This window comes from Gloeobacter kilaueensis JS1, from assembly GCF_000484535.1.
Lineage (GTDB): Bacteria > Cyanobacteriota > Cyanobacteriia > Gloeobacterales > Gloeobacteraceae > Gloeobacter > Gloeobacter kilaueensis.
Genome location: NC_022600.1, coordinates 2,761,750 through 2,785,048, shown reverse-complemented (window position 1 = coordinate 2,785,048; position 23,299 = coordinate 2,761,750). Strand labels below are relative to the sequence as shown.

Genomic DNA, 23,299 nt, shown 5'->3' with positions numbered 1-23,299 from the left:
GTAACAATCCTAGCCCAATTGTCCTAACGATCAGCGCAGCGCCAGCGCTCTAGTAGCGGTAGTGGGCAAAGGCTTTGTTGGCCTCCGCCATGCGATGCGTTTCTTCGCGCTTGCGGACAGCGGAGCCGGTATCGTTTGAGGCATCCAACAGTTCGTTGGAAAGCTTTTCGACCATGCTCTTACCTGAGCGCTTGCGGGCGAACTGGACCAGCCAGCGCAGTGCCAGCGACGTGCCCCGCTCCTGGCGCACCTCCATCGGCACCTGATAGGTTGCACCACCGACGCGGCGGGCCTTGACCTCGATGCGGGGCGTGCAGTTGAGTACAGCCTGGTTGAAAACATCGAGCGGCTCGCGCCCGGTGCGTTCTTTGATGCGCTCGAGGGAAGCATAGAGAATGCGCTCGGCGGTTGCCTTTTTGCCGGCTTGCATGAGCTTGTTGGTCATCATCGTCACCAGACGCGACGCGTAGAGCGGGTCGGCGGCGACAGGACGCAGGATGGCGCGGGTACGACGGGACATAGGTCTCTATTGATGGGTGCGATGGGCTTGAAAAATTAACGCTTTTTGCCTGTGGTGGCAGCGGCCTGGCCGGGCTTGGGTCGCTTGGCTCCGTACTTGGAGCGACTCTGCATCCGGTTTTTGACCCCGGCGGTGTCGAGGGTGCCGCGAATGATGTGGTAGCGCACACCGGGCAAATCTTTGACGCGACCGCCGCGAATCATCACGACCGAGTGCTCCTGCAGGTTGTGACCGACGCCCGGAATATAGGCCGTCACCTCAAAGCCGCTGGTGAGGCGTACACGGGCCACCTTTCTGAGCGCTGAGTTGGGCTTTTTGGGGGTCGTGGTGTAAACGCGCGTGCAGACACCGCGACGCTGAGGGCAGGCCCGGAGCGCCGGCGACTTGGTTTTGCGCTGGGCAATCCCGCGCTCATGGCGAATGAGCTGGGCAATAGTGGGCATGATTTCCGTTAAAGTCAACGAAGAATTAATATAGCTAGCCGGACGGCCCTTCGTCAACAGTGTCAGTCCTTCCCTTGCCCTTGCCACCCCCCGACCGGTGGCCTAAGATTGCGGTACTCGGAGCATTGGTTCTGGGTCTGCGCCCGTGAAACCGGAAAAAATTGATCTCCAGCTGGAGTATCCCTGTCCGCGCTGCAAAAGGGGGCGGTTGCAGGCGATCGTCCTTACCGAAGCGTTCGGCTGTGACCGTTGCAGCCAGATTTTTGGGCTGTCCACAGACGGCCTGGTGCTCGAACAGCTTTCGACCAGTTACCCTTACAAGAAAGCCTGGCAGTGGACCGGCGGCGGCTGGCGCGACCAGAACCGTTCGCTCGCGGACAATTATTTTCCGTTTTTACTGGTAGCGCTCGCGCTGATTCCGCCAGTCTGGCTGCCACTTTTATTGCAGCCGCGCCCTGGTCTTGGAATGCTCGCGTTGCTGACGGCGGTCCTGTCGCTGAGCCTGGTGGTCTTCTGGCTGGCCCGCCGCAACCGGTTCTAAGTGTTCTCTCGGTACACTCAGGTGGAATCTTCTCTCTACGACACACTGAAGACGACGGCCCTTGGGGCGCAGCGGGCAGCGCAGCTTCTGGGGCAATTGACGACAGCGACCAAGGACAGGGCGCTGCGGGCGATGGCAAAGGCCCTGCGCACTTCCCAGAGCGAAATTTTGGAAGCGAATACGGCGGATCTCGAACTGGGCCGCCAGATGGGCCTTTCTGAATCGCTGCTCGACCGGCTCAAGCTCACTCCCCAGCGCCTGGAGGGGATGGCCCAATCTCTAGAACAGATCGCTGCCCTCAAAGATCCGGTAGGCGAGATTGTGAGCGGTTGGCAGCACCCGGACGGCATGGAGATCAAGCGGGTGCGGGTGCCGCTCGGGGTGATCGGCATCATCTACGAGGCGCGGCCCAACGTCACCTGCGACGCGGTGGGCCTCTGCCTCAAATCGGGCAACAGCGTACTGCTCAAAGGCGGCAAGGAGGCGGAGCACTCCAACCAGGCGATCAGCCTCGTGCTCCAGCAGGCCGCCTACGAAAACGGCATTCCCGAGCACAGCATCGAGCAACTGCCCGGCGATCGCGCCGTCGTCGATGTGCTGATTCGCCTGCACCCGTATCTGGCCCTGGTCATCCCCAGAGGCGGCCAGTCGCTCATCGACTTTGTCGTCAAAAGCGCCACCGTGCCAGTACTTGAGACGGGCATTGGCAATTGCCATATCTATCTTGCAGCAAGCGCTCCGCTGGAGATGGCGCGGCGCATCGTCCTCAACGCCAAAGTTCAGCGCCCCTCCGTCTGCAACGCCGCTGAGAAACTTCTGGTCCATCGCGATGTGGTCGTGACGCATCTGGAGCCGATCCTGGCGGATCTGGCCGAGAGTGGCGTCGAGGTGCGCGGCTGTCCGCGCACCGTCACCTTCGACCCCCAGCTCAAGCCCGCCACCGACGACGATTGGGGCAAAGAGTACCTCGATAAGATCATCGCTGTCCGGGTCGTCGATTCGACCCGCGAGGCGATCGACTGGATCAACCGCTACGGCAGCCGCCACTCCGAGGCGATCGTCACCGCCAACTACGAGGAGGCGCACAGATTTGTCCAGGCCATCGACGCGGCAGCGGTCTACATCAACGCCTCGACGCGCTTTACCGACGGCGGTGAATTTGGCTTTGGAGCCGAAATTGGCATCTCCACCCAGAAACTGCACGCCCGTGGCCCAGTTGGGCTATCTGAGCTGACGACGAGCAAGTACATCGTGAGCGGCACAGGCCAGATCCGCTCTTGATCGCTCTGGACGTCGGTTCAAAATTGTCCTATAGTGGGTAGCTGTTGCCTTACGAGTAGCGGCGCGGATACTGGGCGGTCCAGCTTCCCAAGTCCCTTGAGCCGATCTTCTCGTTGCCGATCGAACCTCTGTGTGCCGGCATCGCTGTGCCGGTGGCGGAGTGCTCGTTTTGCCTCAGACCAGACAGGTACATCCAACTATGGCCGACGAAGTCAAAGCGGTCGCCCGTTTTATTCGCATGTCGCCCTTCAAGGTGCGCCGCATCCTCGATCAGATCCGGGGGCGCTCCTATCAAGACGCGCTGATCATCCTCGAATTTATGCCCCATGCCGCCACCGAGCCCATCAAGAAGGTGCTGCAGTCGGCAGTGGCCAACGCCGAGCACAACTTCAGTCTTGACCGGCGCGATCTGGTGGTGAGCACGGCCTTCGCCGATGGCGGTCCGGTTCTCAAGCGCTTTCGCGCCGGTGACCGTGGCCGCGCCCGTCCGGTGCGCAAGCGCACCAGCCACATCACCGTCGCCGTCCGTTCCACCAGCGAGGCCGAGGAGTAATCATGGGACAGAAAGTACATCCGGTCGGCCTGCGGCTGGGCATCATCCGCGATCACCGCTCCCGCTGGTTCGCCAAGGCGGGCGAATACCCTGCCCTTCTGAGCGAAGATCACAAAATTCGCAAGTACATCGAAAAAAAACTTGCCAGCAGCGGCATCGCTGAGATCGACATCGAGCGCAAGGCCGATCAAGTCGAGATCACCATTCGCACCGCCAGACCGGGGGTGGTCGTGGGCCGGGGCGGCTCCGGCATCGACGAGTTGCGGGCGAGCCTTGAGAAGTTGCTGGGCCGCCGCCAGATCCGGATCAACGTCGCCGATGTCCAGCGGGTCGATGCCGAGGCGGGGCTTCTAGCCGAATACATTGCAGGCCAGCTTGAGCGCCGCGTCGCCTTCAGGCGGGCCGTGCGTCAGGCGATCCAGCGCGCCCAGCGCGCCGGAGTGCAGGGCATCAAAGTAGCGGTCTCCGGACGGCTCAACGGCGCAGAAATTGCCCGCTCCGAGTGGACCCGCGAGGGCCGCATCCCCCTGCACACCCTGCGCGCCGACATCGACTACGCCTACCGCATCGCCCAGACGACCTACGGCACCCTGGGTGTCAAAGTCTGGATCTTCCGGGGCGAGATCCTGCCCGGCAGCACCACTGCCGCCCCCGAGGAGACGGTGCAGGCACCCAAGCCTGACCAGCGCCCGCAGCGCCGCAAAAAGATCCAGTACGAAGAACGCACCGAAGAGTAGAGGCCAGGGAGTCGCACCATGTTGATGCCCAAACGCACCAAATTCCGCAAACAGCAGCGCGGTCGGATGAACGGCACCGCTGTGCGCGGCAACGAGATCGAGTTCGGCAGCTTTGCGCTGCAGGCGCTGGAGCCGACCTGGATGACCTCCCGCCAGATCGAGGCGGCCCGGCGAGCGATGACCCGCTATATCCGTCGCGGTGGCAAGATCTTCATTCGCGTCTTCCCAGATAAGCCCGTCACCCAGCGCGCCGCTGAAACCCGCATGGGCTCCGGCAAGGGCGCACCAGAATTCTGGGTCTGCGTGGTCAAGCCTGGCCGCATTCTCTTTGAGATCGATGGCGTGGCCGAGGAGATTGCCCGCGAGGCGATGCGCCTCGCTGCCGCCAAGCTGCCCATCAAGACCCGTTTTATCGTCAAGAGCGAAACTGCACCCGTCGAGGAACCGAGCGATGGCTCTACCGAAGTTTGAAGAACTGCGCGACCTCAGCACCGAGGAGATTGCCGAGCAGATCCTGACCACTAAAAAGGAACTGTTCGAGTTGCGGATGCAGAAGGCGACGCGCCAGCTGGAGAAACCCCATCTGGTCCGCCACGCCAAGCACAAGCTCGCCCAGTTGATGCTGCTTGAAGGGCAGCGCCTCGCCGCTACCCAGGAGAAGTAAGATGCCGCGCAAAGAAAAAGTCGGACTGGTGGTCAGCGACGCGATGCAAAAGACGGTGGTCGTCGCCGTCGAAAACCGCGTACCCCATCCCAAGTACAAAAAAATCGTCGTCCGCACCCGCAAGTTCAAAGCCCACGACGAAGAAAATCGCTGCAAGACGGGCGATCGGGTGCGCATTCTCGAATCGCCCCCGATCAGCAAGACCAAGCGCTGGGTGGTTACAGACATTCTCAATGAGGCCCGCAACCCATGATTCAGCAACAGACCCGGCTGAGCGTGGCCGATAATACCGGAGCGCGAGAGCTTCTGTGTATCCGCGTCCTCGGTTCGACCGTCGGTGCCAAAGGGCTCACCCAGGGCGGCGGTAACCGCCGCTACGCCCATGTGGGCGATGTGATCGTCGCCGTCGTCAAAGAAGCCTCCCCCAACATGGGCGTCAAAAAATCCGAGGTCGTCCGCGCCGTCGTCGTCCGCACCCGCCAGTCGATTCGCCGCGAAAACGGCATGACGATCCGCTTCGACGACAACGCAGCGGTGATCATCGACAAAAACGGCAACCCGCGCGGCACCCGCGTCTTTGGGCCTGTCGCCCGCGAGTTGCGCGAGCGCAACTTCACCAAGATCATTTCCCTCGCTCCGGAGGTGCTCTGATGGCGACCAACAACGGCAGCGGCAAGACGCGCCACAAGCTCCACGTCAAAAAAGGCGACACCGTCCAGGTAATCGCGGGCAAAGACAAGGGCAAAGTCGGCAAGGTGACGACGGTGCTCCCGAGCGAGGGCAAGGTCGTTGTCGAGGGCGTCAACGTCCAGACCAAGCACGTCAAACCCCAGGGCGAACAGGCGGGCGAGATTGTCCGCCGCGAAGCGCCGATCCCGAGTTGTAAGGTAATGCTTTACTCCGAAAAGAAAAAGCAAGCCAGCCGGGTCGGCATCCAGATCACCGAAGCCGGTAACAAAGTGCGCGTGCTCAAAAAAACCGGCGAAATCATCGATAAGTAGGATCGCTAAAAGATGGCCACCGTCCGCTTAAAGGAGAAGTACAACCGGGAGGTCGTTCCCCGCCTGCAGGAGCAGTTCAACTACTCCAACTTGATGCAGGTGCCCAAGATCTCAAAAATCGTCGTCAACCGTGGTCTGGGCGAGGCCGCCCAGAACGCCAAGGCGCTCGATTCTTCGCTCGCTGAGATTGCCCGGATCACCGGCCAAAAGCCCGTGATCACCCGCGCTAAAAAAGCGATCGCAGGCTTCAAGCTCAGAGCCGGGGTGCCGGTGGGCATGACCGTGACGCTGCGCTCTCAGCGCATGTACGAATTTCTCGACCGACTTGTCTCGGTGGCCCTGCCGCGCATCCGCGACTTTCGCGGCGTCAGCCCTAAGGCTTTTGACGGTCGGGGCAACTATACCCTCGGCCTGCGCGAGCAGCTCATCTTCCCCGAGATCGAGTACGACTCGATCGACAAGATTCGCGGCATGGATATCACCATCTGCACCACCGCCCAGTCCGACGAGGAGGGCCGGGCTCTGCTCGCTGCTCTCGGGATGCCCTTCAGGAAACAATAAAATGGCAAAAGTATCGATGATTGAGCGCGAAAAGAAGCGCCAGAAACTGGTCGAAAAGGGCAAGCTCTCCGCTACCAAGCTGCACAATCGCTGCTGGCGGTGCGGACGGCCTCGCGGCTACCTGCGCGACTTTGGCCTGTGCCGCATCTGTTTTCGGGAGATGGCCCACCAGGGTCTTTTGCCCGGCGTCGTCAAAGCGAGCTGGTAGGAGGGCAGAGCCGTGGTAAACGATACCCTTGCTGATATGCTCACCCGCATCCGCAACGCCAGCCTCGTCAAGCACGACGTGGTGGCGGTGCCCTCGACGCGCATGACCCGCTCGGTGGCGGAGGTGCTCAAGGCCGAAGGCTTTATCGCCGATCTGCAAGATCAAGGCGAAGGCAAAGATCGCCAGCTCTTGCTCACCCTCAAGTACGCCGGTCGCCAGCGCCGGCCCATCATCACCCGCCTCAAGCGCGTCTCGCGGCCAGGGCTGAGGGTCTACGCCAACCGCAAAGAACTGCCCCGCGTTTTGGGGGGGATCGGGATTGCGATTATCTCGACTTCCCAGGGCGTGATGACCGACCGCGATGCCCGCCGCGTCGGGGTGGGCGGCGAAGTTCTCTGCTACGTCTCGTAAGGAGCGCACCATGTCACGGATTGGCAAACAACCGATTGCAATTCCGCCCAGGGTCGAAGTGAACGTGGACGGCCAGCACGTTACGGTCAAAGGCCCAAAGGGAACGCTGGAGCGCACTCTCCCCGAGACTCTCGCCGTCGTGCGCGAGAACGGTCAAATCCTGGTCAACCGTCGGGGCGACAGCCGCCGGGCGCGCGAACAGCATGGCTTAGGCCGCACCCTGGTGGCCAACATGGTGACGGGCGTCACCACCGGCTTTACTAAGCCGATGCAGATTGCCGGGGTCGGCTACCGCGTCGCCCTTACGGGCCGCAAATTGACGATCAGCGCTGGTTTTAGCCACCCGGTCGAGGTCGAGCTACCGCCGGGCATCGATGTCGAAGTCGATCAAAAGGCGGCAGCAATTGCCGGTACCCGCAACCAGCAGGGCTTTAACTTTGTGATCAAAGGCATCGACAAGCAGGCAGTGGGCGATCTGGCCGCCTCGATTCGCGCTATCCGGCCCCCGGAACCGTACAAGGGCAAAGGTATCCGCTACGCTGCCGAAAAAGTTTCTCTCAAGGCCGGTAAGTCCGGCAAGAAGTAACCACCATGAAAGTTGACCGCAAGAGCGCCACCCAGCGCCGCCATCAGCGAATTCGCCGCAAGTTGGCGGGAACGAGCGAGCAGCCCCGTCTGGCCGTCTATCGCTCCAACCGGCACATCTATGCCCAGGTGATCGACGATGTCAACCAGCACACGCTGGTAGCGGCCTCGACCCTCGAAAGCGTCCTGCGCACGAGCGAAGACGGTACCGCAACCATCGAAGCGGCTTCGGCGGTCGGTCGGCTGGTGGCCGAGCGGGCCAAAGAGAAGGGGATCACCTCTGTGATCTTCGATCGCGGCGGCAAACTTTATCATGGACGGGTCAAAGCGGTGGCCGAGGCTGCCCGCGAAGCCGGTCTCGAATTTTAAGCATTCAGGAGAGCGCAATGCCACCACAGCAACCAAGAGGCAGAGGACGGGGGCGCGGCCAGGGCGGTCCCAGTCCCGAACAACCCGTCGAAGATAGCGAGCGCGACGGTGGTAGCGGCGGCGAACGCCGGGGCCGCCGGGGCCGGGGTGGTCGCAACGCCGAGCGCGCCGAGCGGGTACAGGCCGAAAGCGAATTTCAAGAGCGCGTCGTCCAGATTCGCCGCGTCACCAAGGTCGTCAAGGGCGGCAAAAAACTCAGCTTCCGGGCGGTGATCGTCGTCGGCGACGGCAATGGCCGGGTCGGCGTCGGTGTGGGCAAGGCCAACGACGTGATCGGTGCGGTCAAAAAGGGCGTCTCCGATGCCCGCAAGGCTCTCATCCGCGTTCCGCTCAACAAGATCAACTCGATTCCCCACCCGATGAGCGGTACCTCCGGTGCGGCCAACGTCTTCCTCAAGCCTGCCGCCGGTGGTACGGGCGTAATCGCCGGTGGCGCAGTGCGCACGGTACTTGAGCTAGCGGGGATCAAAAATATTCTGGCCAAGTCCCTCGGCTCCAAGTCGCCCCTCAACAACGCCCGCGCCGCCGCCGACGCCCTCAGCCGCCTGCGCACCCTCTCCGAGGTGGCCCAGGAGCGCGATGTGCCCGTCTCGAATCTCTGGAGTAGATAACCATGCAACCTCTACGCCTCAATGACGCCGTTCCCCAGGCTGGCGCTCGTCGTCCCAAGTTGCGCGTCGGTCGTGGCCACTCCGGCGGTCAGGGTAAGACGAGTGGCCGGGGCATGCGCGGCCAGAAGTGCCGCTCCGGCGGCGGTGTGCGCCCCGGCTTCGAGGGCGGCCAGATCCCGCTTTATATGCGGCTGCCCAAGCTCAAGGGTTTCCCGCTGGTCAACCCGAGTTCCTACACGATTATCAACTTAAAACAACTAACGGACCTGGAGGCGGGCAGCACGGTCGATCTGGGTTCACTCGTAGAAGCAAAGGTGCTGACGGCGACGAGTGGCCCGTTGCGCGTGCTGGGCGATGGCGAGCTGAGCGTTGCCCTTAACGTGACGGCTGCCTACTTCACTGCCTCCGCCCGCGAAAAGATCGAAGCGGCTGGCGGTACCTGCACCGTCTCCGAGTAAAGTCGTTCTCAAAATTTCTCAGAGGCGGGCCGCAGATCCAGCTCATGGGTCCAGGCGCTCGATGGCTGGGTATGCAGTTGCCAGTACACCTCGGCAATTGCCTCCGGAGCAAGCCTCTGGGCATCGTTCTGGGCCCGTTCGCGCGCCTGTGGCGTATCGATGCCGCCATCGATCACGATATGGGCGACGTGAATCTGACGCGGGGCGAACTCGCGGGCGAGCGATTGGGCTAGAGCCCGCAGGCCAAATTTACCGACGGCGAGACCCGCAAAGCGGGCCGAACCGCGCAGCGAGGCCGTCGCCCCAGTGAACAAGATCGTGCCCCCTCCGGCCTCGAGCATCGCCGGTAAAACCTGCTGAACTGCTAGAAAAGCGCCGAAACAACTCACCTTCCAGGCTTGCTCGAACCGGTCGGCTGTAAGTTCGAGTACTCCGCCTACCTGGTAGGCTCCGGCGTTGTAGATGAGGACGCTCGGAGGGCCAAGTCCTTCATGAATCTGCTCAAAAGCGTTCTGTACGCTCTTTGGCTGGCTGGCATCGGCTGCTACTGAGAGAACTGTTGCTCCTGAGCGCTCGAGTGGTTCCTCAAGCCGGGCGAGCGTGTCGGTAGAGCGAGCAATCAAGGCAAGAGCAAACCCCTCGCGCCCGAAACGCCCAGCAAGGGCTGCTCCCAGCCCCGGACCCGCTCCAACAATGGCAGCAATCTTCTTTGCTCCCGGCATCGCTTCCTCCACAACGGATCGCCGGTACTATTGTCCATCGACCGGTACGATTTTCGGTCCACTCCTGCTATACCCATCGCTGCCTGGCGTAAACCATCAACGCCAGACGAATACGGAGCGATACAGACCGCAATTACCTCACGAGAGTATCCAGTGTCTAAGAATAAGCTGAAAGCAACTGCGGGGCAAGCGGGAGCAAGAGATTGCGAAAAGTACAGTCTATAACGAGCAGAAAGCGCATGCGGTCGTGCCTGCGCTCTCACTTTTCCCTCTTGCACTTTGGGGAAACGGAATATATTTTAGGAAAGGTTACACTTAATAGATGACAAGAAATGCCTACATCTTGGGAAAGGTTTTTGCATCCCGAAACGCTAAGAGGGAATCTAATCTCACTTTCTCTTTTCATTACAGTTTTTGAATTTTTCAGAGAACGTGTTGTTGAAATGCCAAAAGAAATTTTTAGCTCCGGAAAAGAGTTGTCGATTTCAGCGAAGGAAGACTACAAACGTGAGGTTCTATTGCTGGACAAGGAAAAAAATGCGTTGACTGCTTCAATGCTTTGGTTTAAAAAATTTGAAGCTATAGACAATCAAGACTTTGAGGATTTTCGTTGCATAAGGAAATACAGAAATGAGTTAGTACATAGAGCCATTAATTATGTTATTCATTCTGGAAACAATTTGGACGAATCAAAGTTTGTTAAGCTAGTATGTCTGTTTTCCAAAATAGAGAAATGGTGGATAATTAACTTTGAAATTGCTATCGATCCTGGTTTAAAAGGCTCTGACTCTGAAAGCATCATCCCTGGTTCAATGATGGCTCTTCAGGTGATGCTAGATATCGCGCTTGGAAATGAAAAAGAAGAGGGCTATTACTATAGAGAAATTATTCTAGAATCCAAGTAGCACGGCAGAATTTTCCATTAGATAATCCTAGAAAAAAGAAAACAGAGAAAATTATGTGCTTAGTACCATCGGCATGCGGAAACGACGGAGAATTTGACAGGGTATCCGTGGCTACTCCAGGCTTTATGCCGCGCAGCTATTTAGCAAACTGGTATCATAGATTCCAAAGATGTATTGTTTTATGGTCATTATATTCAACGCCATTGGATGTAATTTGCTGTCAATTCTCGAAATTCCTTGACATTCTTAGCAAGATATGCTTTTGGGACATCTTTGAGCAAAAAGTCAATGCTATCCCGTAATCGCTCCGATATGACGATTGATCGAAGGTTTTCTAAAACAGCCTTTAAATGTTTTTGACAAATTGAATTTTCCAACTTCGAACTTATTTCAGGCGAAAAAAGAGCAGCTATACAAAAAGCAACCCCATTGTCGTCAAGAAGCTTTAGAAACTGATCATATAAAGGAAGACCTCCGGGACTAACACCACTCTGGTAACTCAATCCACGACCTAGACGACAACGTAGGACTATCCTGACTAACTTCGGAAGAACTTCTGTAGGGATATCCGTTGAAGATTTACAGTATTTCAAAATTTCTTTCATAACAGCTGGCTCGTTATAGAAGTTATCTCGACCTTCGTGTTTTTCTTCGAGCTGATCTGCGAGATGCTCTAATGCAATAGTTTTTGCAGGTATGCTTTCATACATGTGACCGCCAACGATTGTTAAGAACTCAACACCCCTTTCAAGCTTTTCATTGTTGAGGTTGGTCCTATAACCATCGATTTTTGAACCGATATTGTATTTAACCTGAGGGGTGGCATGGTTCCAGACAAATGGAGCAATTTTGGAAATATTTCTGCGTAAAACTTGCTCTGAACTAGGGGAAACAAACATACCGAAAATGGTTACTAGAAGGTTGTGAATGTGAGGTAGAGAAAGATGTCTTAGCTGCTCGGCGACACGAGCGAGCGTCACATCATCTATGACATCGCTCATAGATTTAAGATTGTCTACAAGCAATTTAATTTTAATAGCTGATTCTGAAAGAGGATCTTGTAGGACTTCCGTTATACAAGTTTGTAACCACCCAAGTAATTCGAATCCTCCAATACTCTCAACGTTTGGATGAGAAGCAGCAACCTCATTTCGCATTGTAAGTATATAGTCTAGCTTTCGATGGACTGTACCAGAGACAAGTTCTAGCTTAAGGCATGTGTTTAGAAGAACAATGTCTTTCAGTCCTCCTAGATCATTCTCGTCTTTGTATTCATCTCTATTTTTGCCGCCAATTGCCGCATCGAAAAATAAATCTATTCCATAGATTGAGGCTTTCTTTCTCAAATTTACGACAACTTCATTCCAAACATAGTTTAGGGCAGCATCAAACAATCCAATTGCCGTAGCCCCAACAAACTTCGATAAATAACGAGCGTCTCTCTTTGATTCTTGGGGGAGCGAAAACAAGAAGTCAGGCAGATTAGAAGCTACGATTTTGCGCTCATTATTGGGAGCAATAATGTTATCAGTTGGTAGATTTAAGTGTTCCAGATATGAAACAAAAACAGAGGTCTCAACAGCAAGATCATTTGGAGTAATAAGCTGAATTTGCTTTTCATCTGTAAGAACGATGGGTTGAATTTGCTGTTCGTTCACGGGCTAGAAACTCCTACTGAGTTTTACGGAGGATAGTTGTATTTCACTTGTTAATCTGAGACGCGGCTAGGTAGATACCATGGTAGTCTCACGAAGGGTAAGTTATGCAACGTGGCTAGAAGCCTATGAAATCATGGCGTAGCCTGTTGCATAAGTCTGTCTCACACTGCAGGCATGATTTACGGCCATGCCCGCGTCTCGACCGACGACCAGACCCCAGCCCTACAACTGACAGCGCTCGAGCGGGCCGACTGTCAGAAGGTTTACAAGGACGATGGACTATCAGGAGCCACGAGCAAGCGCCGGCCCTGCAACGGTGCCTTAAAGTGCTCGAGCATGGCGATACGCTGATTGTTTGGAAGCTCAACCGGCTGGGGCGGAGTGTGCGCGACTTGATCACCATGCTGGACGAGCTGCAGCAGCGCCGCGTGCAGTTCCAAAGCCTGACTGAGCACATCGAGACGACCACGCCGACCGGGTGGGCCACATGGCACATGCTCGCTGTGCTGGCGGAGCTGGAGCGCAGCGTAATCTCCGAGCGCACGCAGGCCGGAGTGAAGGCGGCGAAGAAGCGGGGGGTGAAGTTTGGGCCGAAGCATAAGCTATCCGCTGCTCAGGTCGCCTATGCCCGTCAATAGATTGACCAGGGTGCAGCGGTGCAGGATGTGGCCGCCTTGCTGAACGCCAGTCAGCAGAACAGCGCGGTCACTGCTACGCTCAAGACTCTCCCTTACTACCTTAACGAGTGCTGTTTTCCTGAAGAGGACGCGGTTTCAGCATCGACAGCCAGAAGCTGCCAGGGCAACGGCCCGGCCATGCTTTAGGCTGTAACAGGAATCGAGCACCGTGCTAAAAACAGCAATGAGAGCGAGAATGGAGAATTGGCGATGCAATTGAACCTTCCGCCCGACCTTGAGACACTTATCAACAAGCGCCTGTCCGGCGGCGGCTACGCCGATGCCGAAGACGTGGTGCGCCGCGCCCTCGAAGCGCAGGATGCGGAAGAAAGCTGGACCGACGCAGAGCGCCGCGCCCTAGCCGCGCACGTCGAGGAAGGCTACCGGCAGGCCGAGAACGGAGAGTTGACCGACAGCGCCCAAGTCCGCCGCGAACTGCAAACGATGAAAGCGAACTGGCGCGAGGGGCGGTTGCCCAGGCGATGAGCGATTACGTTCTCACGCCCTTAGCGCAAGCCGATATTTTCGATATCTGGTCCGCCATCACCGAGGATGACGACCAGGCCGCCGACCGCGTAGAGCAGGCGATTTTCGATGCCTGCGCGTTTCTTGCGGCAGGCCCAGGGCGCGGCCATACGCGGCCCGATTTGACGGTGCTGCCGCTGCGCTTTTGGACGCTGACGCGCTATCCCTCCTATGCAATCGTTTACCGCTCGGAGACCGAGCCCTTGCAAATCATCGCCGTTCTGCACGGCAGGCGAAATATGCGACGCCTTTTAGAAGGCCGTCAGTGAAGATTGGGCCGAAGCAAAAGCCATCCGCTGCTCAGGTCGCCCATGCCCGTCAACAGATTGACCAGGGTGCGGCGGTGCAGGATGTGGCCTCCTTGCTGAACGTTAGTCAGCAGAATAGCGCGGTAATCTTCGTCGATCCTGGCATCGTAGCTTCTTCGCCCTAATAAGTACGTGACAGAGAGATCCGCTTGGGAAGCGAATCCTAGGAAATCAAGTTCAGTTTTTTAGGGTCACTCACTCGGGAATCATTCTAAATTTCACTGGTCTGGGTCGATCCCAAGAGCCCGGAGGCGTTCGGCCAATTCAGCTGCCCGTTGTTCTGCTTTTCGTCTCGCTTCTCGTTCTTGTTCTAACTGGATTGCTGTCACCCGCAGTGCGGACGCCAGTTCCGCAGGAATCAGCAGCTTCTGACCGTTGTCCAGCCGATAGAAGCCGATCAAATCGCCTTCTACCTGCAACCGCAACTGCAACCGCTCGCTGAGGTTCTCCTCGACGGGCTGGTAACGACTTACCGGACCGTCTTCTTCTTCGATCACTTGCAGCCGGTAGCCTCTGAGCTTTTCAGCAATCCACTCACCCTTTGGATCGAACAGCCAGTACTCCTGCACACCCAAAAATTCGTACAGCCGCAGCTTGTCGCCCTGGTCCCTATTGCGGGTGCCGGCAGAGGTAATCTCGAAGATGACGGCTGGTACCTGTCCTTCTTCCCAGCTCTTGTAGTTGTCCCGTCCGCCAGGCTCAACCCCGAAGATGACCATCACATCGGGAGCGACGCGGGAAGTAGGTACACCGGGAGCATAGTAGAGAAACTGGTTGGCGAGCACGGTGGCCTGGGTGCCTTCGAGGTACTGCCTGAGAACTTCCAGAGTCGTGAGAATGGCGTAGAGGTGCAGGAAGGTTTCGGCCAAAGGTTGTCCGTCTCCACTGGGGTAGCTAACAGTTGAAAGCAGCGTGGTCATTGCCGGTACGGATAGCAGTTACGGTACTATTGTCCGCCTTTCTAGAACCAAAAAATATCAACGGCTCAAGGTGGTGGAGTGGGCCGAGGCGGCACCGGCTTGACGCCCGGTCCGGGGGGGTCGGGGTCTTCTTCTGCGTCGTCTGAGACGCTGCCCGGTTTTGAGGCAATGTCGGGGGTCACCACCGAGGCATTGTCCGGTGAACCAACGGTCGGATTGGTATTTGACGGTGTCCCACCCAACCCCCGCTGCTGGATACTGGTGGGTTGTTGTCTGCTATTTAGCGAAGAAGCGGCTGCCGGGTTGGGAGGCGGGTCGGGCGGTAGAACCAGGGTGAGATCGATCGTGCCGGGTTTCTGGCCTGCAGCGACTCGAAAGCGCAGCTTCAGGTTCTGAAACTGGACCCGCACACCTGCCGGGTTCTGTTCAAGAAAGATATCCGCAAAGGGCGAGAGCGAGAGCTGCGTCGAGACGTAGCCCAACTCGGCGCGTGGCAAAAATAGCACCAGCGTCGAGCTGGATTTTTCGAGCACCTCAAAGGGCAGTGGTCCCTGGGCGGAGATGCGGATGATTTTTTCTTTTTCTTTGTTGCCGTCCAGCGATTCAATTTGCGTCAGCGGCGCACCCCAGGCGCGAGTGGCTCCACAGACCAAAAAGATCAGCGCCGGCAGCAGCCGCTTCATTGGGCGAGCAGAACCCTGGTCAGCTTGCCTTTGACCAGAACCACCTGATTGGTCGTAATCGAACGGACCGTCCAGCCTGCGACCCCATCCCCCACGCTCACCTCAAAAACACTCGGTTCGCTCTGGCTGCTGGTGACGCGAATCAGGGCGGCACGGCTACTGCCGGACACAGCCAGACTGTCGAGGCTGAGCACCGGCGGGGGCGGGGGCGGCGGGGGCGGCTGTTTGACCGGCTTGAGGGGCGGTGGCGGTTTGGGAGCGGGGATTGCCGTGTAGAACGGATTGGTCCGGCCACCGTCTTTGAGGGTCTTTTCGACGAAGGGCCTGGCCGGCGACGGCTGGATGAGGGAAGCCACCGGTTTTGCCGGCCTGGCTGGTTTGGCCGGGGCAACACTAGCGGGACGGGCGGACGGTCGGGCTGTTGGATCGACGACGACAGGCGGCTCGGCTGGGCGCAACCAGAGAATGATGAGCGCGCCGAACAGCACCGTCGCTGCCAGCACACCCGCGAGCGGCAACCAGCGCACAGGCTTTTCGGAGGCACTGTAGCGGATGAGAGCCGGTTGACCGAGGGTCAGTGGTACATCGGCGGTGATCTGGGCAACCAGTCGCTCTTCGTCCGGACTGAGCAGCGGCATCCCTCCCTCCTCGGGAGCCGCAAGCGCCCCTGGCCGCTCGGCAGGAGCCGCCGCCCAGGGGTACGTTTGTCCTATATCGCCGAGGTTCTCTGGCCCCGCTGTCTGGGGGGCGGCGTCGGCTGGCTTTTCCCAGGGATACATGATCGAGACGGGAGGTTCGACACTACCATACCAAAATTTTGATCGCCGCCGGAGAATGGGCTCCCAGAGCGACTGGCGCTATTTTGTGGTAAAAATTTTGACCAGGCACTTGACCACAGCTGGGAATTTTGTCACAATCCCTGCATTGCAACCATGTAGGGTGATTTTACAGGAGGTTTTATGGCCCCGATTTTTCCGCTGCCACCGCCGCCGCCCCAGGTGGCCAGTATTCAGACGCCACCTCCTGCTACCCCCTCGCGCTTCAAAGATCTCAATCCGTCCCAGGCGCGTTGGCTCGAAGTGCTCGAAAAGCACGGCATTCTCAAGACCAACCCGGCCAGCAGCTTTTTTGGGCCGGAGCAGGCGGTGCGGCGCGATGAACTTTTGATGAGTGAGGCGCGGCTCATCGAGCTGTTTAGCCGCCGCGACCAAGAGCAGCAGGCAATTATCGAGCGGCTCAGAAGCGAGCTGGCCCAGTTGCGCAGCGAATACCAGTCCGTCGCTGCCGCTACTCGCAACATCCCCGCGCCGTCCACCCCACAGACACTTCCTAAGGCTCCGGAGCCGACGATGCTCGCCGATAGCGCTAAGCAGCAGCAACTGCCGCCAAAGCTCACAGAAAAAGCGGTCGAGCTGGTGCCGGTGGCAGTGCGCACCGACAAACCGGTACAGGTGGCGCGCCTGCAGCGGGCTTCCCAGTCAGCAGTAGAGCCTGCCCCAGGGCTTCAGCTGCGCGCAGCCCAAAAGCCGCTCAGTGAACCGATTGCCCAACCACGGGCCAGTGGCGGCTGGCGCGATGCGACAGCGATCAATCCCCCACAGCCGCCAGAGATAGCGATCGAGGAACCAGCGATGCTGCCATTGCGGCCAGCTCTGCAGCCGGTCGGAAGCACACTCTCAGCCCGGCAAGCCTCGACTGGCATGGGTCAGCAGTTTATAGCTGTTTTGCGCCACCGGCAGCGGCTCGGACAATTTCCTAAACTGCAGCACTTTTTGAGCCACAATGGCAGCCTCGATCCGACAGCACCCGATTTTGAGGAGGTACTCCTCAGCTCCCTGGCCGATGCCGGGGTGACGCCTGCTTTGCTGGCAGAGGCGGCGCGGCAGGCGTCCTGGTTCGACGCTCAACTTTCGATGTGAGATTGGATCCATGTTCGCAGAGCGCATCGGACGGTTGGTCATCTGCGCAGACAAGGGCTGGTACCTCGTCGAGGCGGCGCGGACGGACGACTGGTCCGCGCCGGAGGTCCGCTTTTACCCGGAACGACCCGCCATTCATCTGCAGGATGTAGTGGTCGGAGCACGGGTAGTGGGTGTACGCAGCTACAGCGGCGAGACTTTGCTGATGCAGGTCTTTCAGCGCTGGCGCACCGGCTGGCTGGAGCGGGGCGACCTGCTCATCGTCCGCTCCGAAGAACTGGCGCTCATCAGCAACCAGAGTGCCATTCCCGGAGAGCCGGACATTCGGCTGTTGACGCTGGTGCATCCCGGCTTCGATCCAGAGATTATCCTCCGGGTTCAGCGCTGCCTGGCCCGACTGCAGCAGCAGCGGCGCACCTTCGGTCTGGGTTATGGTCCGTACCGCTCCAGCTATCTGCAGCAGTTGGGTATCGAGCCATTGCCGCTATCGGCGCGCTACCGTCCCCGCGAGCCCGATTCGCTCTGGGGGGAGGTGACGCTCGATTATCCGGAGGCGCTTCTGTGCCTGGAGCTACACGGGCGGCCACAGCAAACTTTGTTTCGCAAAACACCTCAGATAGCGGGGTAGGCATTCGATGGTCTTTTTACTTGAGCAATGGAAAAAACATTTTGAGCGCGAGCGTCCGGCGGTACCTGAGCCAGCGGCGGCAGCCGAAAGTATCGAGGCGCTTTTAGGCGAATCTGACCCGAGCGGGTCAGGCGAAGAGGCTCTGGTGCCCGATCCGGAGTGGGAGGACACCGAGCAGGTGCGCACCCCCCGCTGGCAGCGTCCGGCGATCTTCGTCGTTGCCGGGTTGCTGTTTTTGACAGCTGGCGGCTATACCCTCGCCAACGACTGGTGGGTGGCCCGCCAGCGCCAGTCGCTCGATCAGCAGTTGCGCCGCACAGCCGCCACTGTCCAGAGCGAAGCGGTCCGCAAGGGCGGCGAGATGCAGAGCAGCTTCGATCAGCTCCTCGCTCAAGACGATAAGCCCAAAGCGATCCTGACTCTGCCACCCCCACCCGTACCGGCGGCGGCCAAATTTACCCAGAATCTCCCGCCTGTTCTCAAGCGCCTGCCGCCCTTGCCGCCGCTCGCCCCCCCACCGCGCGCCCTGCCGCCCCCTCCCATTCCTGCTGCTGCCGTACCGGCAGGCCAGATCGGGACTGCCCCCGCCAAAATTGCTCTAGTCGGCGGCAACGAGCAGGTGGTGCTGCTCGATGTCGGCGGTGAGCGGCTGCAGTTGATGCCGGGCCAGACCAGTCCCCAGGGAATCACGGTGCTCTCGGCGATGGCCCTGCCGGGCCGCTACAGTGTCCGGCTGCGGCGCTCGGACGGCTCCCCGCTGGAGCTGACTATGGTCGCCGGTACGCCGCCTGCCGCCGATACGCGCGCCGATGTTGCCCAGAGCGCCCCCGCTTCCCGTCCACCGTCCGAACCCGTCACGCCCCTTTATTGAGTCCAGACAAATGAAGAAGACCACCTGCGCGTTGCTTGTCGGGGCGATGCTGGCTCTGCCTGCCTGCTTACCGGCTACAGCCCAGCCCAATACCTTTAACCTCTCCGCCCAGCGGGGCGTCTCCGCCAAGGATTTTATCCAGGATCTGGCCGCCCAATCGGGGCTGACCGTCATCTTCATCGAGCGCGGGGCTGGTCGTACAGCCGGTGCTCCTGGAGCTACCTCCCTCGACGGCAGCCAGTCTGGGCAGGACGGCACCTACGTCTCGGGCAACAACACGGTGCTCAACACCAGCTCGACCACTCCTGGCCTCGCCAGCACCAGTGCCGGCAACCGCCGCCTCGACGTGCCGTTACCGAGCCAGTTCAGCCTCAGCTACAACAACTTCCAGGGCGCGGACCCCTTTGCCCAGCTCAAAGAAATCATGGAGATCATCGGTTTTCGCGCCTTTCGCTCCCGCGCTAACCGCAACGTCATCTACGTCTCAGACAAGTTGAGTGCCCCGGCCCAGGTCGTGCTCCGCCTGCGGGTGCTTCTGGTCAACGACAGTCTCGCCCAGGAGCGGGGGCTAAGTCTCGGCACCGGCCTCACCTCCGGTTCCTACGACGCCTACGGCAGGCCGATTGCCCTGGGCCGTTTCGGCCTCGACCTCGGCACCGGCGGTGCCCTGCGGGGCAGCCCCTACCCGGTCTACTCGGGCCTCGGGGGTGCGACGAGCGAGTCGGGCACCACGCCCACTACCGGCGCAATCAGTGGTCCTCTCGGCAACTACGGCGTGCTCCCGAACCGCTCGGCTTTTACTTTTAGCTTTGCCAACATCGTCCTGCAGCTGCAGCTGTTGCAGCAGATCAACGCCCTGCAGACGCTCATCGATCAACAGCTCGTCGTCACCGACGGCGAGACCGCCACGATCAGCCAGAATGTCCAGTTCCGGGTGCCCCAGGCGATCATCTCCAACGGAGCGCTCATCAATTCCACCCAGGCGATCAACGCCCGCACCACCCTCAACCTCACCCCGGTCGTGCTGCCCTCCAAAAAGCAGGTGGCCGTGACCGTGCGCGGCGATTTTTCCGATCCCCAGGGCTCGGGGCAGGACCTGGTGATCAACACTAACTCGATAGATATTCCCAACCTGCGGCTCGACAGCGGCGGCGTCGCGCTGTTGGGCGGTGCCACCCGCCACGACGAGGCGGATATCGAATATCGCGTGCCGCTGTTGAGCGATATTCCCCTGCTCGGAGCCCTCTTTCGGGGCACCAACCACATCGTCAAAAACCAGCGCCTGCTCATCATGATCGAGCCGGTGATCCAGGAGCAGCCCCTTGCCGGGGCAGAACTGCTCGAAGCGGAAGCCCCAGCCGCCGAAAGTCCGCGCAACCTGCCGCCGGAGTACCCGACACCGCGCTCCGCCCCCAACAATTTCCCGCAGCAAGCGCCGGAAAATCTTTCCCAGTCAGTGCCCCAGCCCGTTTTGACCCCCCGGCCCCAGACCGGGGTCACACCCTTAAACTGACGCCATCATGAAGAGCCCTCTGCTTTCTAAAAGCCAGGACCGGGTGAATCGCTTTATTCGCCAGGTGAGCGCCAACGCCGCCGAGCAAAGCGTCCTCGAAGGACTCTACCGCACCAGCGGCATCCGCTTCTTTGCGATGGCCTGCCAGAAGGTGAGCGACGAGCAAACCTTCTGGGAGCACTGCGCCGGGGTGTTCTTCTCCGTCGATGGGGTGCTCCATAGCGCAGATCTAGCAGAGGTCGAGGTGCAGCAGGTCGAAAAGAACTGGGCCAGCCTCGGCCATCTGGTCATCTGCCACCGTGCCCGACGCTCGGTATTGACCGTCAGTCCGCTGACGGTGGCCGAGCAGGAAGAACTGCAGGCGCTGCCGGTCCTCGTGCCCGAAAAACTCGAACTCTTTAACCTCCTGCGCCGCCAGATCGCTGCCGGCAGCCAGTCGTCGCTCTCTGCCACCTCCGTCAAGTCCCACGACAAGATCGTGCGCTGGGGCGAGTCTCCGGCTGACAGTGCGATCATCCAGCTCTACGAAGTGCTTCTGGCCTACGAAGCCTCCGACGTGCGGCTTTTTACCAGGGGCGGCCAGTGCGCCTACGTCGCCGCCCACATCGGCGAAGAGCGCGTCTTGATTAGCGATGAGATCGGCGAATTGAACTGGGGCAGCGTCGAGAACGAGGGCCGGGGCCGCCAGATGTTTGCCCGCCTCGCCTCGGCGGCGGACTGCGAAATTTCTCAGCGCTGCATCCAGTACGGCAACGTCACCTTGATCGACCGCAACGGCCAGATGCAGACGATGCGGCTGGCGATGGCTCCCCTCGGTCCCGGCGACGGCGGCGATTGGGAGATTGGCCTGCGGATCATCAGCCAGGTCGGCTTTATCCCCCTCGAGCGGATGAACTTGCATCCGCGCATCTACCGCTCCATCACGGGCCAGTGGCCCACAGGCGAAGAAGCGCCCGAGGCGCTCCTCGCTGAGATGGAACAGATCGTCGATACCGAACAACTGTGTCTGCTCGATCTGGAGACGGCGATCAGCATGGTGACAGGCTCGATGAATTCCGGCAAGTCGATGCTTCTCCAGAACGTCGGCCTGCTGCGCGCCCGGCGCGGCCACCACGTCCACAGCTTTGAGTGTCCGATCGAGCGGCTGGTGGAAGGACTTTTTCAGTACGAAGTCACCGAGCAAAACGACTGGTCCGGCTGGTCGCGCTTTGCCACCCGCAACGACCCCGGCGACATCATCTTTGGCGAAATCAACGACCGGGCTACCGCCCAGCGGATCTTGAGTTTTGCCAACGGCAAACTGGTGCTCACCACCCTGCACACCAACCGGGCGGTGCGCTTTACCGAGCGGCTGCGCAACCTGCTGCGGGGCGAAGCTTCCGGCAACAACCAGACTGAGATCGCCTCGTTCGTCTCGACGATGGGCTACGTCTTCTGCCAGCGGCTTCTGCCCCGGCTCTGTCCCCACTGCTCCATTGTCGAAGCGGTCCCCGCCAACATCCGCGAGGCACTGCAGTGGCAGTTTCGCTGCTGGCGGCGTCCCGGCCCCGGTTGTGGGCGCGGCACCTGCCGCAACGAAGGACCACTGCAGGGCTACACCGCCGACCGCGTGCCCCTCACCGAAGCGCTCTACGTCCCGGCGATGGCGGAGCACTTTTTGCGGCCCAACGTCACCGTCTTCGAGCTACTGGCCATCGCCGAGCAACTGCACCAGCAGACCTATCGGCGCACCGCCGCCTGGATGCTCGACGCCGATCGCCGCCACGGTGGCCTGGTGAGCTGGGAAAAAGTCGCTCCCCACCTGCAGGAGGACCGCCAGGCGATGCGTCTACTCGCTTCAAACACGATGGAGGTCGAACCATGACCCTCCAACCCGCCCTGCGCCGCTTCGAGCTGAAGTTCTGGAACCAGCGCAAAACCCTCGATCTCCTGCAGCAGTACCTCTGGAACGCCTCCCTCGGTAAACCGATCGACCGCTGCCGGGTGCTGGTCGAGATTGGCCAGGCCCGCAACGACCCCGCCTGGCTGGAGGTCTCACAGCTGATGTTCCGCTACGCCCGCGAGGGCTCGGAGGTCTTTGTCTCACGGGCGATGCAGAGCTTTCCAAAGCGCTTCCCGGCAGTGCTCACCAGTTGCGTGCGCGAGGCGGAGTTGCGCGGTCAGCTCGACGGCATCGTGCCGGTGCTCGAAAAATCTCTGCGGGTCGAGGTCGATCTCAAGAGCAAAGTCTTCGGACCCCTCAAGCGCATTCTGTATATCTTTTTATTTTCTCAGGGCGTGCTGGTCGGGGTGAGTGCCACCCAACTGGGTGCCCTGCTCAAAGAAATCGAAGGCAAGGACGCCTCCCACTACCCGGTCTTCGCCCTGCAGGCGAACGTCATCCGCTTTATCCACGACTGGCCCTGGCTATGGGTACTGCTCATCGCCGGTCTGCTGGTGGGCAGCCTCTGGGGGTTCAAGCAGCCCCGCGTCCTCGCATTTTTTGAGAACGCCTCCGCCCGGATTTCTGCCTTGCAGGTGCTGATCGACCTGCGCTGGTTGAGCTTTTTGGGCGCACTGCAGGTGCTGTTGCGCTCGGGCACCCTCTTCGGTGAAAGCCTGGAGCGGGCCGCCAACGTCGCCGGTCCCTTTCTGGGCACCGCCCTCGCCGGCATTGGCCGTCACATGCAGATCGAAGGTAACAGCGTCCGTTCCTTTCTCCGGCGCGGCCTGTCCCACCAGCGCATTCGTCCCGAGATGCGCGCCTTTTTGACCACTCTCGAAACGATGGACCCCCAGGCGCGCCTGGGAGCCATCGAAGCCCGTCGAGAAGCCCTGGCCGACCAGACCCTCAAAGGAGCAGGCAGCACGGCCCTGTTCTTTGAGGCACTCGGTTACCTGCCGATCGCGGCGACGGTCATCTTCCTCGAAGCGTTCATCGTCCAGTTCTCCGTCGTGCTGCCCAAACTGCAATAAATTCTTTGTGAG

Annotated in this window: 32 protein-coding genes and 1 pseudogene; 26 read left to right on the top strand and 7 right to left on the bottom strand. The window is 59.7% G+C overall.

Annotated elements, in window-relative coordinates:
• Positions 1-49 precede the first annotated feature (49 nt).
• Positions 50-520 carry a 30S ribosomal protein S7 gene (gene rpsG / locus GKIL_RS12915; RefSeq protein WP_023174088.1) on the bottom strand — a complete coding sequence of 157 codons (471 nt, stop codon included), beginning with the start codon at positions 518-520 and terminating at the stop codon, positions 50-52.
• A gap of 35 nt (positions 521-555) precedes the next feature.
• On the bottom strand, positions 556-963 hold the full coding sequence (gene rpsL / locus GKIL_RS12910; protein WP_023174086.1) for a 30S ribosomal protein S12: 408 nt from the start codon (positions 961-963) through the stop codon (positions 556-558).
• 145 nt (positions 964-1,108) lie between these two features.
• Between rpsL and GKIL_RS12905 the strand changes: the two genes are divergently transcribed.
• The 16 genes from GKIL_RS12905 to rplO all read left to right on the top strand — a co-directional run bounded on the left by GKIL_RS12905 (position 1,109) and on the right by rplO (position 9,003).
• A complete protein-coding gene (locus GKIL_RS12905) occupies positions 1,109-1,504 on the top strand; it encodes a hypothetical protein (protein ID WP_023174084.1) in 396 nt (131 codons plus the stop codon).
• Positions 1,505-1,525: 21 nt separating this feature from the next.
• Complete coding sequence (locus GKIL_RS12900; RefSeq protein ID WP_023174083.1) at positions 1,526-2,785, top strand: glutamate-5-semialdehyde dehydrogenase; 1,260 nt, start codon at positions 1,526-1,528, stop codon at positions 2,783-2,785.
• A 199-nt stretch (positions 2,786-2,984) separates the two neighbouring features.
• A complete protein-coding gene (gene rplV, locus GKIL_RS12895; RefSeq protein WP_023174082.1) occupies positions 2,985-3,338 on the top strand; it encodes a 50S ribosomal protein L22 in 354 nt (117 codons plus the stop codon).
• 2 nt (positions 3,339-3,340) lie between these two features.
• Positions 3,341-4,075: a 30S ribosomal protein S3 gene (gene rpsC / locus GKIL_RS24205; protein WP_023174081.1), complete on the top strand. Its 735-nt coding sequence runs from the start codon at positions 3,341-3,343 to the stop codon at positions 4,073-4,075.
• Between the two features lie 18 nt (positions 4,076-4,093).
• Entirely contained in the window at positions 4,094-4,546 is a 453-nt protein-coding gene (gene rplP / locus GKIL_RS24200; RefSeq protein ID WP_023174080.1) for a 50S ribosomal protein L16, read from the top strand.
• Positions 4,527-4,739 (top strand): 50S ribosomal protein L29, encoded by a 213-nt coding sequence (rpmC, locus tag GKIL_RS12880; protein WP_023174079.1) that lies wholly within the window; start codon positions 4,527-4,529, stop codon positions 4,737-4,739. The genes rplP and rpmC overlap by 20 nt, the downstream gene beginning before the upstream one ends.
• Position 4,740: 1 nt before the next feature.
• On the top strand, positions 4,741-4,992 hold the full coding sequence (gene rpsQ / locus GKIL_RS12875) for a 30S ribosomal protein S17 (RefSeq protein ID WP_023174078.1): 252 nt from the start codon (positions 4,741-4,743) through the stop codon (positions 4,990-4,992).
• Positions 4,989-5,390: a 50S ribosomal protein L14 gene (gene rplN / locus GKIL_RS12870; protein WP_023174077.1), complete on the top strand. Its 402-nt coding sequence runs from the start codon at positions 4,989-4,991 to the stop codon at positions 5,388-5,390. The genes rpsQ and rplN overlap by 4 nt, the downstream gene beginning before the upstream one ends.
• Complete coding sequence (gene rplX / locus GKIL_RS24195) at positions 5,390-5,740, top strand: 50S ribosomal protein L24 (RefSeq protein WP_023174076.1); 351 nt, start codon at positions 5,390-5,392, stop codon at positions 5,738-5,740. Before rplN ends, rplX begins: the two co-directional genes overlap by 1 nt.
• 12 nt (positions 5,741-5,752) lie before the next feature.
• Positions 5,753-6,301: a 50S ribosomal protein L5 gene (gene rplE / locus GKIL_RS24190; RefSeq protein WP_023174075.1), complete on the top strand. Its 549-nt coding sequence runs from the start codon at positions 5,753-5,755 to the stop codon at positions 6,299-6,301.
• A 1-nt stretch (position 6,302) separates the two neighbouring features.
• Positions 6,303-6,509 carry a type Z 30S ribosomal protein S14 gene (locus GKIL_RS24185; protein WP_023174074.1) on the top strand — a complete coding sequence of 69 codons (207 nt, stop codon included), beginning with the start codon at positions 6,303-6,305 and terminating at the stop codon, positions 6,507-6,509.
• Positions 6,510-6,545: 36 nt separating this feature from the next.
• On the top strand, positions 6,546-6,920 hold the full coding sequence (gene rpsH, locus GKIL_RS24180; protein WP_041244742.1) for a 30S ribosomal protein S8: 375 nt from the start codon (positions 6,546-6,548) through the stop codon (positions 6,918-6,920).
• 10 nt (positions 6,921-6,930) lie between these two features.
• Positions 6,931-7,506, top strand: a complete 576-nt coding sequence (gene rplF, locus GKIL_RS12845; RefSeq protein ID WP_023174072.1) for a 50S ribosomal protein L6 — start codon at positions 6,931-6,933, stop codon at positions 7,504-7,506.
• Between the two features lie 5 nt (positions 7,507-7,511).
• On the top strand, positions 7,512-7,874 hold the full coding sequence (gene rplR / locus GKIL_RS12840) for a 50S ribosomal protein L18 (RefSeq protein WP_023174070.1): 363 nt from the start codon (positions 7,512-7,514) through the stop codon (positions 7,872-7,874).
• Positions 7,875-7,891: 17 nt separating this feature from the next.
• Positions 7,892-8,545: a 30S ribosomal protein S5 gene (rpsE, locus tag GKIL_RS12835; RefSeq protein ID WP_023174069.1), complete on the top strand. Its 654-nt coding sequence runs from the start codon at positions 7,892-7,894 to the stop codon at positions 8,543-8,545.
• 2 nt (positions 8,546-8,547) lie between these two features.
• On the top strand, positions 8,548-9,003 hold the full coding sequence (rplO, locus tag GKIL_RS12830) for a 50S ribosomal protein L15 (protein ID WP_023174067.1): 456 nt from the start codon (positions 8,548-8,550) through the stop codon (positions 9,001-9,003).
• Between the two features lie 8 nt (positions 9,004-9,011).
• Here rplO and GKIL_RS12825 read toward each other — a convergent pair whose 3' ends face one another.
• Positions 9,012-9,725, bottom strand: coding sequence for an SDR family NAD(P)-dependent oxidoreductase (locus GKIL_RS12825; protein ID WP_023174066.1), 714 nt, complete (start codon positions 9,723-9,725; stop codon positions 9,012-9,014).
• 332 nt (positions 9,726-10,057) lie between these two features.
• Between GKIL_RS12825 and GKIL_RS12820 the strand changes: the two genes are divergently transcribed.
• Positions 10,058-10,630: a hypothetical protein gene (locus GKIL_RS12820; protein WP_023174065.1), complete on the top strand. Its 573-nt coding sequence runs from the start codon at positions 10,058-10,060 to the stop codon at positions 10,628-10,630.
• A gap of 194 nt (positions 10,631-10,824) precedes the next feature.
• Here GKIL_RS12820 and GKIL_RS23635 read toward each other — a convergent pair whose 3' ends face one another.
• On the bottom strand, positions 10,825-12,288 hold the full coding sequence (locus GKIL_RS23635; RefSeq protein ID WP_023174064.1) for a hypothetical protein: 1,464 nt from the start codon (positions 12,286-12,288) through the stop codon (positions 10,825-10,827).
• Positions 12,289-12,462: 174 nt separating this feature from the next.
• Between GKIL_RS23635 and GKIL_RS25750 the strand changes: the two are divergent.
• From GKIL_RS25750 to GKIL_RS12805, 3 genes and pseudogenes are all read left to right on the top strand, one after another.
• Positions 12,463-12,926 (top strand): annotated as a pseudogene (locus GKIL_RS25750) (recombinase family protein).
• Between the two features lie 249 nt (positions 12,927-13,175).
• The gene (locus GKIL_RS12810; RefSeq protein WP_023174061.1) at positions 13,176-13,451 is read left to right on the top strand and encodes a ribbon-helix-helix domain-containing protein; all 276 of its coding nucleotides are present in this window, start codon (positions 13,176-13,178) and stop codon (positions 13,449-13,451) included.
• A complete protein-coding gene (locus tag GKIL_RS12805) occupies positions 13,448-13,759 on the top strand; it encodes a type II toxin-antitoxin system RelE/ParE family toxin (protein WP_023174060.1) in 312 nt (103 codons plus the stop codon). The genes GKIL_RS12810 and GKIL_RS12805 overlap by 4 nt, the downstream gene beginning before the upstream one ends.
• Before the next feature lie 257 nt (positions 13,760-14,016).
• Here GKIL_RS12805 and GKIL_RS12800 read toward each other — a convergent pair whose 3' ends face one another.
• The 3 genes from GKIL_RS12800 to GKIL_RS24815 all read right to left on the bottom strand — a co-directional run bounded on the left by GKIL_RS12800 (position 14,017) and on the right by GKIL_RS24815 (position 16,180).
• Positions 14,017-14,718 (bottom strand): Uma2 family endonuclease, encoded by a 702-nt coding sequence (locus tag GKIL_RS12800; protein WP_041243932.1) that lies wholly within the window; start codon positions 14,716-14,718, stop codon positions 14,017-14,019.
• A 65-nt stretch (positions 14,719-14,783) separates the two neighbouring features.
• The gene (locus GKIL_RS12795) at positions 14,784-15,401 is read right to left on the bottom strand and encodes a hypothetical protein (protein WP_023174058.1); all 618 of its coding nucleotides are present in this window, start codon (positions 15,399-15,401) and stop codon (positions 14,784-14,786) included.
• Positions 15,398-16,180 (bottom strand): hypothetical protein, encoded by a 783-nt coding sequence (locus GKIL_RS24815; RefSeq protein WP_023174057.1) that lies wholly within the window; start codon positions 16,178-16,180, stop codon positions 15,398-15,400. The genes GKIL_RS12795 and GKIL_RS24815 overlap by 4 nt, the downstream gene beginning before the upstream one ends.
• A 180-nt stretch (positions 16,181-16,360) precedes the next feature.
• On the opposite strand from GKIL_RS24815, the gene GKIL_RS12785 reads away from it, so the two are divergent.
• The 6 genes from GKIL_RS12785 to GKIL_RS12760 are packed head-to-tail and all read left to right on the top strand — an operon-like array spanning position 16,361 to position 23,287.
• On the top strand, positions 16,361-17,320 hold the full coding sequence (locus GKIL_RS12785; RefSeq protein WP_023174056.1) for a hypothetical protein: 960 nt from the start codon (positions 16,361-16,363) through the stop codon (positions 17,318-17,320).
• A gap of 10 nt (positions 17,321-17,330) precedes the next feature.
• Positions 17,331-17,948 carry a hypothetical protein gene (locus GKIL_RS12780; RefSeq protein WP_023174055.1) on the top strand — a complete coding sequence of 206 codons (618 nt, stop codon included), beginning with the start codon at positions 17,331-17,333 and terminating at the stop codon, positions 17,946-17,948.
• A 7-nt stretch (positions 17,949-17,955) separates the two neighbouring features.
• The gene (locus GKIL_RS12775; RefSeq protein WP_023174053.1) at positions 17,956-18,819 is read left to right on the top strand and encodes a hypothetical protein; all 864 of its coding nucleotides are present in this window, start codon (positions 17,956-17,958) and stop codon (positions 18,817-18,819) included.
• A 10-nt stretch (positions 18,820-18,829) separates the two neighbouring features.
• Positions 18,830-20,332 carry a type II and III secretion system protein gene (locus GKIL_RS12770; RefSeq protein ID WP_023174052.1) on the top strand — a complete coding sequence of 501 codons (1,503 nt, stop codon included), beginning with the start codon at positions 18,830-18,832 and terminating at the stop codon, positions 20,330-20,332.
• 7 nt (positions 20,333-20,339) lie between these two features.
• Entirely contained in the window at positions 20,340-22,196 is a 1,857-nt protein-coding gene (locus tag GKIL_RS12765; protein ID WP_023174051.1) for an ATPase, T2SS/T4P/T4SS family, read from the top strand.
• Positions 22,193-23,287, top strand: coding sequence for a type II secretion system F family protein (locus tag GKIL_RS12760; RefSeq protein WP_023174050.1), 1,095 nt, complete (start codon positions 22,193-22,195; stop codon positions 23,285-23,287). The genes GKIL_RS12765 and GKIL_RS12760 overlap by 4 nt, the downstream gene beginning before the upstream one ends.
• Positions 23,288-23,299: the final 12 nt, after the last annotated feature.

Bases quoted from the DNA above. Each gene is read 5' to 3' on its own strand.
- rpsG (WP_023174088.1), bottom strand. From the start codon at position 520: ATGTCCCGTCGTACCCGCGCCATCCTGCGTCCTGTCGCCGCCGACCCG.
- rpsL (WP_023174086.1), bottom strand. From the start codon at position 963: ATGCCCACTATTGCCCAGCTCATTCGCCATGAGCGCGGGATTGCCCAG.
- rplV (WP_023174082.1), top strand. From the start codon at position 2,985: ATGGCCGACGAAGTCAAAGCGGTCGCCCGTTTTATTCGCATGTCGCCC.
- rpsC (WP_023174081.1), top strand. From the start codon at position 3,341: ATGGGACAGAAAGTACATCCGGTCGGCCTGCGGCTGGGCATCATCCGC.
- rplP (WP_023174080.1), top strand. From the start codon at position 4,094: ATGTTGATGCCCAAACGCACCAAATTCCGCAAACAGCAGCGCGGTCGG.
- rpmC (WP_023174079.1), top strand. From the start codon at position 4,527: ATGGCTCTACCGAAGTTTGAAGAACTGCGCGACCTCAGCACCGAGGAG.
- rpsQ (WP_023174078.1), top strand. From the start codon at position 4,741: ATGCCGCGCAAAGAAAAAGTCGGACTGGTGGTCAGCGACGCGATGCAA.
- rplN (WP_023174077.1), top strand. From the start codon at position 4,989: ATGATTCAGCAACAGACCCGGCTGAGCGTGGCCGATAATACCGGAGCG.
- rplX (WP_023174076.1), top strand. From the start codon at position 5,390: ATGGCGACCAACAACGGCAGCGGCAAGACGCGCCACAAGCTCCACGTC.
- rplE (WP_023174075.1), top strand. From the start codon at position 5,753: ATGGCCACCGTCCGCTTAAAGGAGAAGTACAACCGGGAGGTCGTTCCC.
- GKIL_RS24185 (WP_023174074.1), top strand. From the start codon at position 6,303: ATGGCAAAAGTATCGATGATTGAGCGCGAAAAGAAGCGCCAGAAACTG.
- rpsH (WP_041244742.1), top strand. From the start codon at position 6,546: ATGCTCACCCGCATCCGCAACGCCAGCCTCGTCAAGCACGACGTGGTG.
- rplF (WP_023174072.1), top strand. From the start codon at position 6,931: ATGTCACGGATTGGCAAACAACCGATTGCAATTCCGCCCAGGGTCGAA.
- rplR (WP_023174070.1), top strand. From the start codon at position 7,512: ATGAAAGTTGACCGCAAGAGCGCCACCCAGCGCCGCCATCAGCGAATT.
- rpsE (WP_023174069.1), top strand. From the start codon at position 7,892: ATGCCACCACAGCAACCAAGAGGCAGAGGACGGGGGCGCGGCCAGGGC.
- rplO (WP_023174067.1), top strand. From the start codon at position 8,548: ATGCAACCTCTACGCCTCAATGACGCCGTTCCCCAGGCTGGCGCTCGT.
- GKIL_RS12825 (WP_023174066.1), bottom strand. From the start codon at position 9,725: ATGCCGGGAGCAAAGAAGATTGCTGCCATTGTTGGAGCGGGTCCGGGG.
- GKIL_RS12820 (WP_023174065.1), top strand. From the start codon at position 10,058: ATGCCTACATCTTGGGAAAGGTTTTTGCATCCCGAAACGCTAAGAGGG.
- GKIL_RS12810 (WP_023174061.1), top strand. From the start codon at position 13,176: ATGCAATTGAACCTTCCGCCCGACCTTGAGACACTTATCAACAAGCGC.
- GKIL_RS12805 (WP_023174060.1), top strand. From the start codon at position 13,448: ATGAGCGATTACGTTCTCACGCCCTTAGCGCAAGCCGATATTTTCGAT.
- GKIL_RS12800 (WP_041243932.1), bottom strand. From the start codon at position 14,718: ATGACCACGCTGCTTTCAACTGTTAGCTACCCCAGTGGAGACGGACAA.
- GKIL_RS12795 (WP_023174058.1), bottom strand. From the start codon at position 15,401: ATGAAGCGGCTGCTGCCGGCGCTGATCTTTTTGGTCTGTGGAGCCACT.
- GKIL_RS24815 (WP_023174057.1), bottom strand. From the start codon at position 16,180: ATGTATCCCTGGGAAAAGCCAGCCGACGCCGCCCCCCAGACAGCGGGG.
- GKIL_RS12785 (WP_023174056.1), top strand. From the start codon at position 16,361: ATGGCCCCGATTTTTCCGCTGCCACCGCCGCCGCCCCAGGTGGCCAGT.
- GKIL_RS12780 (WP_023174055.1), top strand. From the start codon at position 17,331: ATGTTCGCAGAGCGCATCGGACGGTTGGTCATCTGCGCAGACAAGGGC.
- GKIL_RS12775 (WP_023174053.1), top strand. From the start codon at position 17,956: ATGGTCTTTTTACTTGAGCAATGGAAAAAACATTTTGAGCGCGAGCGT.
- GKIL_RS12770 (WP_023174052.1), top strand. From the start codon at position 18,830: ATGAAGAAGACCACCTGCGCGTTGCTTGTCGGGGCGATGCTGGCTCTG.
- GKIL_RS12765 (WP_023174051.1), top strand. From the start codon at position 20,340: ATGAAGAGCCCTCTGCTTTCTAAAAGCCAGGACCGGGTGAATCGCTTT.
- GKIL_RS12760 (WP_023174050.1), top strand. From the start codon at position 22,193: ATGACCCTCCAACCCGCCCTGCGCCGCTTCGAGCTGAAGTTCTGGAAC.